The 7699-nt window shown below is 72.1% G+C and carries 11 protein-coding genes; 8 read left to right on the top strand and 3 right to left on the bottom strand.

Going from position 1 to position 7699, the window contains the following annotated elements; translation table 11 throughout:
• Window positions 1-71: 71 nt before the first annotated feature.
• Window positions 72-500, bottom strand: a complete 429-nt coding sequence (locus tag LLS1_RS19370) for an Lrp/AsnC family transcriptional regulator (protein WP_226658135.1) — start codon at window positions 498-500, stop codon at window positions 72-74.
• Between the two features lie 127 nt (window positions 501-627).
• Between LLS1_RS19370 and pdhA the strand changes: the two genes are divergently transcribed.
• From pdhA to LLS1_RS19395, 5 genes are read left to right on the top strand one after another with little or no spacing between them, the layout of a single operon-like run.
• Entirely contained in the window at window positions 628-1704 is a 1077-nt protein-coding gene (gene pdhA / locus LLS1_RS19375; RefSeq protein ID WP_223357680.1) for a pyruvate dehydrogenase (acetyl-transferring) E1 component subunit alpha, read from the top strand.
• A complete protein-coding gene (locus LLS1_RS19380; protein ID WP_226658137.1) occupies window positions 1701-2747 on the top strand; it encodes an alpha-ketoacid dehydrogenase subunit beta in 1047 nt (348 codons plus the stop codon). Before pdhA ends, LLS1_RS19380 begins: the two co-directional genes overlap by 4 nt.
• Window positions 2744-4090: a dihydrolipoamide acetyltransferase family protein gene (locus LLS1_RS19385; RefSeq protein WP_226658139.1), complete on the top strand. Its 1347-nt coding sequence runs from the start codon at window positions 2744-2746 to the stop codon at window positions 4088-4090. Before LLS1_RS19380 ends, LLS1_RS19385 begins: the two co-directional genes overlap by 4 nt.
• A gap of 4 nt (window positions 4091-4094) precedes the next feature.
• Window positions 4095-4238 carry a hypothetical protein gene (locus LLS1_RS19390; protein WP_226658141.1) on the top strand — a complete coding sequence of 48 codons (144 nt, stop codon included), beginning with the start codon at window positions 4095-4097 and terminating at the stop codon, window positions 4236-4238.
• Between the two features lie 31 nt (window positions 4239-4269).
• Complete coding sequence (locus LLS1_RS19395; RefSeq protein ID WP_226658143.1) at window positions 4270-5220, top strand: DMT family transporter; 951 nt, start codon at window positions 4270-4272, stop codon at window positions 5218-5220.
• 24 nt (window positions 5221-5244) lie between these two features.
• On the opposite strand, the gene LLS1_RS19400 is transcribed toward LLS1_RS19395, so the two are convergent.
• Both LLS1_RS19400 and msrB read right to left on the bottom strand, forming a co-directional pair.
• Window positions 5245-5796, bottom strand: coding sequence for a nitroreductase family protein (locus LLS1_RS19400; protein ID WP_226658145.1), 552 nt, complete (start codon window positions 5794-5796; stop codon window positions 5245-5247).
• Window positions 5793-6197: a peptide-methionine (R)-S-oxide reductase MsrB gene (gene msrB, locus LLS1_RS19405; RefSeq protein ID WP_223357674.1), complete on the bottom strand. Its 405-nt coding sequence runs from the start codon at window positions 6195-6197 to the stop codon at window positions 5793-5795. Before msrB ends, LLS1_RS19400 begins: the two co-directional genes overlap by 4 nt.
• Before the next feature lie 181 nt (window positions 6198-6378).
• On the opposite strand from msrB, the gene LLS1_RS19410 reads away from it, so the two are divergent.
• The 3 genes from LLS1_RS19410 (at window position 6379) to LLS1_RS19420 (ending at window position 7638) form a co-directional block, all read left to right on the top strand.
• On the top strand, window positions 6379-6672 hold the full coding sequence (locus tag LLS1_RS19410; RefSeq protein ID WP_226658147.1) for a DUF3263 domain-containing protein: 294 nt from the start codon (window positions 6379-6381) through the stop codon (window positions 6670-6672).
• 22 nt (window positions 6673-6694) lie between these two features.
• Window positions 6695-7249 carry a LytR C-terminal domain-containing protein gene (locus tag LLS1_RS19415; protein ID WP_226658149.1) on the top strand — a complete coding sequence of 185 codons (555 nt, stop codon included), beginning with the start codon at window positions 6695-6697 and terminating at the stop codon, window positions 7247-7249.
• Between the two features lie 185 nt (window positions 7250-7434).
• Complete coding sequence (locus tag LLS1_RS19420) at window positions 7435-7638, top strand: cold-shock protein (RefSeq protein WP_223357671.1); 204 nt, start codon at window positions 7435-7437, stop codon at window positions 7636-7638.
• Window positions 7639-7699 lie beyond the last annotated feature (61 nt).

Here is a 7699-nt window from a genome sequence, read left to right on the forward strand (position 1 = left end):
CCCTCGAGGTTCACGTCGTTGCGCCTTCGACGCCCGAATGAGCGCAACGACGTGAACCTCGACGGCCTTGCTCAGCGTTGGTCGTGGTCCTCGAACACCAGCGACGTCTTGGTGTCGCGCACCGAGGGGATGCTGGTGAGCTCCTCCAGGATCACGCGCCGCAGGTCCTCGTTGTCGCGCGCCCGCACCAGCAGGATCACGTCGAAGTCGCCGCCGACGAGGGCGAAGTGCTCCACCTCCGGGATGCCGCGGAGGGTGTCGCGCAGCTCGTGCCACTCCGCCTGGTCGACCCGCATGGTGACGTAGGCGGACGACGCGCGGCCCGACTTGCGCGGGTCCACCTTCGCCGTGAAGCCGGTGATGACCCCCTCGTCCACCAGCCGCGCCACGCGGGCGTAGGCGTTGGCCCGCGACACGTGCGCGCTCTCGGCGACCGCCGTGATGGAGGCGCGGCCGTCGCTGCGCAGAGCGTCCAGGATGCGTACGTCGATGTCGTCCATGGTGGGAGACATCCTGCCACGAGAGCGACCGCGGCGACACCGTTCGTCTCGATAGCGGGGGATCGGTGGCGTAGTGGGTCCAGTGAAGTCATCCTGAGAGGGAGCGACGTCTTTCGAAGGAGAAACGATGCACTCGGACGAGCTGCTGCCCGGCGACACCCCGCTGAGCCTGATCGACGAGGAGGGCTCGGGCCACCCGCACGAGCACCACCCGTTCCCGTCTGCCGATCGCCTGCTCACGGGCTATCGGCAGCTCGTGCTGGGCCGGCGGCTCAACGAGCAGGCCGACGCGCTGGTCCGTCAGGGCAAGCTGGCGGTGTACCCCTCGTCGCACGGGCAGGAGGCGGCGGAGGTCGCTGCAGGTCTCGTGCTCGGCGAGCAGGACTGGCTGTTCCCGACGTACCGCGACACCGTCGCCGTCGTCACCCGTGGCGTCGACCCGTTCGAGGCCCTGCTGATGCTCCGCGGCGATTGGCACTCCGGGTACGACCCGCACCGGTACAACGTCGCGCCGCAGGCCACGCCGCTCGCGACGCAGCTTCTGCACGCCGTCGGATTCGCGCACGCCGCCCGCCTCCGCGGCGAGGACACCGTGGTGCTGGCGATGTGCGGCGACGGCGCGACCAGCGAGGGCGACTTCCACGAGGCCCTGAACTTCGCGGCGGTGTTCCACCTGCCGGTCGTCTTCCTCGTGCAGAACAACGGCTACGCGATCTCGGTCCCGCTCCGCAGGCAGACCGCCGCGCCCAGCCTCGCCCACAAGGGCATCGGGTACGGGATGCGCGGCCGCCTGGTCGACGGCAACGACCTCGCCGCCCTCCTCGTCACGCTCGACGACGCGGTGCACGAGGCACGCGACGGCGGAGGCCCGACGCTCGTCGAGGCCGTCACCTACCGCGTCAAGCCGCACACCAACGCCGACGACGCCACCCGGTACCGCACCCCCGGCGAAGTGGAGCCCTGGCTCGCCCGCGACCCGCTCCTCCGGCTGCGCACCTGGCTGCGCGACCAGGGCGCCCTCACGGAGGGCGACGACGCGGAGGCCCACGCGCACGCGGAGAGCATCGCCGCGCGGGTCCGCGCCCAGCTCGTCGAGGAGGCCGAACCGCATCCCGAGGACCTCTTCGCGTACGTCTACGCCACGCCCACCCCGCAGCTGCGCGAGCAGGCGCAGCAGCTCGCCGCCGAGGAGGCCGCCCGATGACGCTCACGCACGACGCTCCCGCCGACCACTCCGCCGAGGGGGCCCTGCGGCCCGCCGTGGCTCCGTCCTCCCTGACCCTGGCGCAGGCGCTCAACCGCGCGCTCGCCGACGAGCTCGCCGCCGACCCGGCCGTGCTCGTCTTCGGGGAGGACGTCGGCCCCCTCGGCGGAGTCTTCCGCATCACGGACGGGCTGACGGCGCGGTTCGGGGAGGACCGTTGCTTCGACACCCCGCTCGCCGAAGCCGGAATCGTCGGCACCGCCGTCGGCATGGCCATGAACGGGATGCGCCCGGTGGTGGAGATGCAGTTCGACGCGTTCGCGTATCCCGCGTTCGAGCAGATCGTCGACCACGTCGCCAAGATGGGCAACCGCACCCGAGGCCTCGTCCGGCTGCCGCTCGTGATCCGCATCCCGTACGCCGGAGGTATCGGGGGCGTCGAGCACCACTCCGACTCGTCGGAAGCGTACTACGCCCACACGCCTGGCCTCACCGTGGTCTCGCCGGCGACGCCGCAGGACGCCTACGGGCTCCTGCGCGCCGCCATCCGGCACCCCGACCCGGTCGTCTTCCTCGAACCCAAGAGGCTCTACTGGGCGACCGGCGATGTGGACACGGAGGCGCCCCTGCCCGAGATCGGCCGCGCCCGCGTCGCGCGCGACGGCACGGACGCGACGCTCATCGCCTACGGCCCATCGGTCCCCGTCGCGCTCGCCGCGGCGGAGGCCGCCGCCGATCAGGGCCGCAGCGTCGGCGTCCTCGACCTGCGCAGCCTCGTGCCCTTCGACGACGAGACGGTCTGCGCGGCCGTGCGCGCGACCGGCAGGGCGGTCGTGATCGCGGAAGCACCCGGCTTCGCGAGCATGGCCAGCGAGATCGCCGCGCGCGTGTCGGAGCGCTGCTTCCACCACCTGCTGGCGCCGGTGCGCCGCGTCACCGGGTTCGACACCCCCTTCGCCCCGCCGAAGCTCGAGCGCTTCTACCTGCCCGGCGTGGACCGGGTGCTCGACGCGATCGACACCCTCCAGTGGGAGGACGCGTGACCGCCCGGGTGTTCGAGCTCCCCGATCTGGGTGAGGGGCTGACCGACGCCGAGCTGGTGCACTGGCTGGTCGCACGCGGGGACACCGTCGCCGTCGACCAGCCGATCGCCGAGGTCGAGACGGCCAAATCCGTCGTGGAGGTGCCGTCGCCCTTCGCGGGCGTGGTGGCCGCGCTGCACGGCGAGGAGGGCGAGACCATCCTGGTCGGTGCCCCTCTGCTGGAAGTGGAGGAGGCCGGCACGGCCACCGGGGCCGAGGTCACCGGGCCGTCCGGGGCCTCGGGTCAGGTGCTCGTCGGCTACGGGACCACAGACATGACCTCGGGTGCGCGACGTGCCCGCGTCTCGGCGGCGGCGGGCGGCGCCCCGCGCGCCACCTCCGCCCGCGCCTCCTCCCCGATCGTCCCCGTCGTCTCCCCGGTGGTGCGGGCGCTGGCGCGCAGCCACGGCGTCGACCTCGCGAGCCTCCGCCCCTCCGGGGCCGACGGGGTCGTCACCCGCGCGGATGTCGAAGCCGCCGTCACCTCGGCCACTCCGGCACCCGCACCTGCGCCGAGCGCGACACCGGTCGCCGCCGACGCAGCCGCCGACCCCCGCACCGGCCTCACCGTGCGCGCGACCGACCCGTTCTCCCGCTTCCGCCGCACGGTGGCCGAGACCATGTCGCGCAGCCGCTCCGAGATCCCGGAGGCCACGGTCTGGGTCGACGTCGACGCGACCGACCTCTGGAACGGCCGCCGCCGCCTCGTGGTCGACGGCCGGGCTCCGTCCCTCCTGTCGTTCGTCGCCCGGTTCGCCCTCGCCGCGCTCGCCCGCCGTCCCGAGCTGGCCGGACGCGTCACGGCCGACGGTGGCGGCCTCGAGACCTTCGAGGGCGTCAACCTCGGCGTCGCGGTCGACACCCCGCGCGGGCTCGTCGTCCCCGTCGTCCGCCGTGCCGACCTCCTCTCGGTGCGGCAGCTCGACACCGAGCTCGCCCGGCTGGCGCAGGCCGCTCGCGCCGGCTCGCTCGGCCCGGCGGAGCTGACCGGCTCCACCTTCACGATCAACAACTACGGCAGCCTCGGCGTCGATGGGAGCGCCGCTATCATCAACCACCCCGAGGTCGCCATCCTCGGGGTCGGCCGCATCCTCGAACGGCCGTGGGTGGTCGACGGCACGATCGTGCCCCGCCGCATCGCCCAGCTGTCGCTCGTGTTCGACCACCGCGTGACGGACGGCGGTGTCGCGGCCGGGTTCCTGCGCGAGATCGCCGAGGCCGTCGAGTCGCCGCTCGCCGTCCTGGCCGACGCGCCGCCGTCCGCCCCGCTGCCCTCGACGGCTCCCGCCCCGGGAATAGGGTGAGGGCATGACCGACGACAAGAAGCAGACCGACGACATCGAGAACAGCGAGGACTACGACCTCTCGGAGGAGAAGCTCGTCGCCCCGGAGGAGAACATCCCGTGGCTCCCGCACCCGAGCCCGACGGACGGTGAAGCCCCCGCCCCCTGAGCCGCGCCGACGCGCAGCTAGTGTTGGGGGAGTGACTCCCCGTACCTTCCCCCTGTGGCTGGCGCTCGTCATCGCGATGATCTGCGGTGCCGGCGTGGCCCTCCAGTCCCGCATCAACGGGGAGCTCGGCCGCCGTCTCGACGACGGCTTCACCGCCGCCGCGATCTCGTTCGGCTCGGGCCTGATCATCCTGCTCGTCGCGCTGGCCGTCGCCCCTGCAGGCCGGCGCGGGCTCGGCCGCGTGCGTGCCGCGCTGCGCGACGGCGAGCTGCGCTGGTGGTACGTGTGCGGCGGTGCGGCCGGTGCGTTCCTGGTCCTCTCCCAAGGGCTGGCCGCAGCGATGCTGGGCGTCGCGCTGTTCACCGTCTCGGTCGTCGCCGGTCAGACGGTCAGCGGCCTGGTGCTCGACCGCGTCGGTCTCGGCCCCGGCGGCCGCCGCCCGCTCACCCCGGCCCGGATCGCGGGCGCCGTCATCGCGCTGCTCGCGGTCACCTGGGCCGTCTCCGCCCAGTTCGGTGGCAGCGTCCCGGTCTGGATGATGCTCCTGCCGCTCATCGCCGGTCTCGGGATGGGATGGCAGCAGGCCGTGAACGGTCAGGTGCGTGTGGTCGCCGAGAGCGCCCTGACCGCGACCTTCATCAACTTCCTGGTCGGCACCATCGTGCTCGTCGTGCTGATGCTCGTGCACTGGGCGCTCGCGGGACTGCCGGAGCCGCTCCCGACCGAGCCGTGGTTGTACATCGGCGGCGCCATCGGCTGCGTCTTCATCGCCGGAGCCGCGCTGCTCGTCCGGATCACCGGCGTGCTGCTGCTGGGCCTCGCGACGGTGGCCGGCCAGTTGCTGACCGCCCTGCTGCTCGACCTGCTGGCGCCGACCTCGCGCGCCCCGGTGGCGTTCTCGACGATCGGCGGCACGCTGCTCGCCATCGTCGCCGTGGGTGTGGCGAGCATCCGCTGGGGCTCGCGTCGCGCCGCCGAGTGAGCGGGCACGACGCGAGCGGCGTCGTCAGTCGAGGACGCTGAGGTAGCGCTCGGCCGAGAGGGGCTTGCGGTGCCCCTCCTTGCTCCCCTCGGGGATGCCTCCCACGTAGAGCCAGCCCAGCAGGCGCTCGTTCTTGTCGAGGCCGTGCATTTTGTGCACCGCCGTGGCGCGGGTCTGGTGGCCGGTGCGCCAGATGACGCCCCAGCCGGCGTCGTGCAGCAGCAGACTGAGGATGTGCGCGACGCCCGAGGCGACCGCGTCCTGCTCCCACCCCGGCACCTTGCTGCTCTTCTTGCGGCTGGCCACGATCGCCAGGAGAAGAGGAGCGCGCAGCGGCTTGGTGGCGAGCTTCTCGGCCTCGTGGCCGTGGGCCTTCGCGTCTTTGGCGAACGCCTTGCCGAGCCGGAGCCGGGCGTCCCCGCGCAGTTCGATCACGCGCCACGGGTGCAGAGCGCTGTGGTCGGCGACCCGTCCCGCCGCGGCGACGAGCGTCAGCAGCTCCTCGTGCGTGGGAGCCGCGTCCGTGACGCGGGAGTAGGAGCGCCGCGCGCCGACGCGGGCGGGGAGGTCGCTCACGCGTCGTCCGCGGTGAAGTTCAGCGAGAGGGAGTTCATGCAGTAGCGGTCGCCGGTCGGCGTGCCGAACCCGTCGGGGAAGACGTGGCCGAGGTGCGATCCGCAGCTGGCGCAGCGGACCTCGGTGCGGACCATCCCGAGACTGTCGTCCTCGAGGAGCTGCACCGCCTCCGGCCGCACCGACTCGTAGAAGCTCGGCCAGCCGCAGCCGCTGTCGAACTTGGTGCCCGACTTGAACAGCTCCGCACCGCACGCGGCGCAGGTGTAGAGCCCGGCCCGGCTCTCGTCGAGCAGCTCACCGGTCCACGGGCGCTCGGTGCCGGCTTCGCGCAGCACCGAGTACTGCTCGGCGCTGAGCTCCTCGCGCCACTGGTCGTCGGTCTTCGAGACCTGGTAATCCATTGCGGTGCCTCCATGCGGGGTCGGGTGGTCTGACTACACCCTAAACGGGTGCGGGGCCGCGCCTGTTCCCTGTTTCAGACGCGACGTGCCGGGCCCAAACGGCCAACACACAGGACCGCCCGCCTAGGATGAGCGGCGACCGTTCATCGGAAGGCGACGGATCGAGGAAGGCGGCACGCACGTGGCCGAGGCGGCAGGGCACCACGGGTCGGAGCCCGAGCGCTCCGGGCTCGGTGAGCGCGACGCGGCCATCCTCGCCTTCGAACGCCAGTGGTGGCGGCACGCCGGCGCCAAAGAGCAGGCCATCCGCGAGGAGTTCGGTCTCTCGGCGGCGCGGTACTATCAGCTCCTCGGAGCGCTGATCGACCGTCCGGCCGCCCTCACGCACGATCCGATGCTCGTCAAGCGACTGCTCCGGCTCCGCGAGACGAGGCAGGCCGCCCGCCGGACCAGGGCCCTCCCGTCCGACGACTGACCCCCGAGGAACCCACCCCACGATGGCAGACAAGCACCCCCGCGACCGTTTCGACGAGATCCCGGACGACATCCAGCGCGTCGGCGCGCACCGTGCCCCTCGTCCCCGTGGCCGCGGCTGGATCGCCTTCGGCTGGGCGGCGCTCGCCACGGTCGTGCTCGTCGGCGCCGGCATCTTCGGACTCTCGCTCGTGAACGGCGCCATCTCGTTCAACGGCTCCACGCCGAGCGGCTCGGCGACGGCCTCCGCGACCGCGACCTCCGCTCCGACCCCGACGGTGGTGCCGACGGTCGATCCGTCGCTCTCCGTCAACGTGCTGAACGGCACCGCCACCAGCGGCCTCGGTGCGAAGGTCCGCGACGTGCTCACCGCGGCGGGCTGGAAGGTCGGAGCGGTCGCGAACGCCGACATGACGAACCTCACGCAGACCGTCGTCTACTACGCCGACCCGACCAAGGAGGGCGCGGCCCTCGGCGTCGCGCAGTCGCTCCCCGGAGCGACCGTCCAGAACACTCAGGACTTCGCAGACACCGGCGCCGATCTGACGGTCGTGGTCGGCTCCGACTACACCGGCTGACCTCCGAGGGGCGTCATCCGGGTGCGACGCCCCCGGCGGATCCCTTTGTTTCCGGCGTGTTTAACTTTCGGCCGAATTCGTAACGGTTTCACAAAGAAGCTGGCAATTACCCGTATTCCCGGCATTAGTATCGGTCCAACGCGCGGCGCTGGACCGCGCTTGCGACACAGCAATGGGAGTAATGCATGGCGAACGGAACCGTGAAGTGGTTCAACGCTGAAAAGGGCTACGGATTCATCACCGTCGAAGGTGGGGGACAGGACGTTTTCGTTCATTACTCCGCAATTGACATGTCCGGGTACAAGGTCCTCGAGGAAGGCCAGCAGGTCGTCTTCGAGGTCGGTTCGGGGAACAAGGGTCCCCAGGCCGAGTCTGTGCGCCTGGCCTAGAACCCAGCGATTCGACGAGTGGAGGGCCCCCCCCCCGGGGGGGGGGCCCCCGTGGGGGGGG

The sequence above is a fragment of the Leifsonia sp. LS1 genome, from assembly GCF_020521355.1.
Classification (GTDB): domain Bacteria; phylum Actinomycetota; class Actinomycetes; order Actinomycetales; family Microbacteriaceae; genus Leifsonia.

What these genes read in the sequence shown, in the direction of transcription:
- msrB (WP_223357674.1), bottom strand. Translation starts at nt 6,197, where the DNA reads ATGGATTACCAGGTCTCGAAGACCGACGACCAGTGGCGCGAGGAGCTC.
- LLS1_RS19420 (WP_223357671.1), top strand. Translation starts at nt 7,435, where the DNA reads ATGGCGAACGGAACCGTGAAGTGGTTCAACGCTGAAAAGGGCTACGGA.
- LLS1_RS19380 (WP_226658137.1), top strand. Translation starts at nt 1,701, where the DNA reads ATGACGCTCACGCACGACGCTCCCGCCGACCACTCCGCCGAGGGGGCC.
- pdhA (WP_223357680.1), top strand. Translation starts at nt 628, where the DNA reads ATGCACTCGGACGAGCTGCTGCCCGGCGACACCCCGCTGAGCCTGATC.
- LLS1_RS19415 (WP_226658149.1), top strand. Translation starts at nt 6,695, where the DNA reads ATGGCAGACAAGCACCCCCGCGACCGTTTCGACGAGATCCCGGACGAC.
- LLS1_RS19390 (WP_226658141.1), top strand. Translation starts at nt 4,095, where the DNA reads ATGACCGACGACAAGAAGCAGACCGACGACATCGAGAACAGCGAGGAC.
- LLS1_RS19370 (WP_226658135.1), bottom strand. Translation starts at nt 500, where the DNA reads ATGGACGACATCGACGTACGCATCCTGGACGCTCTGCGCAGCGACGGC.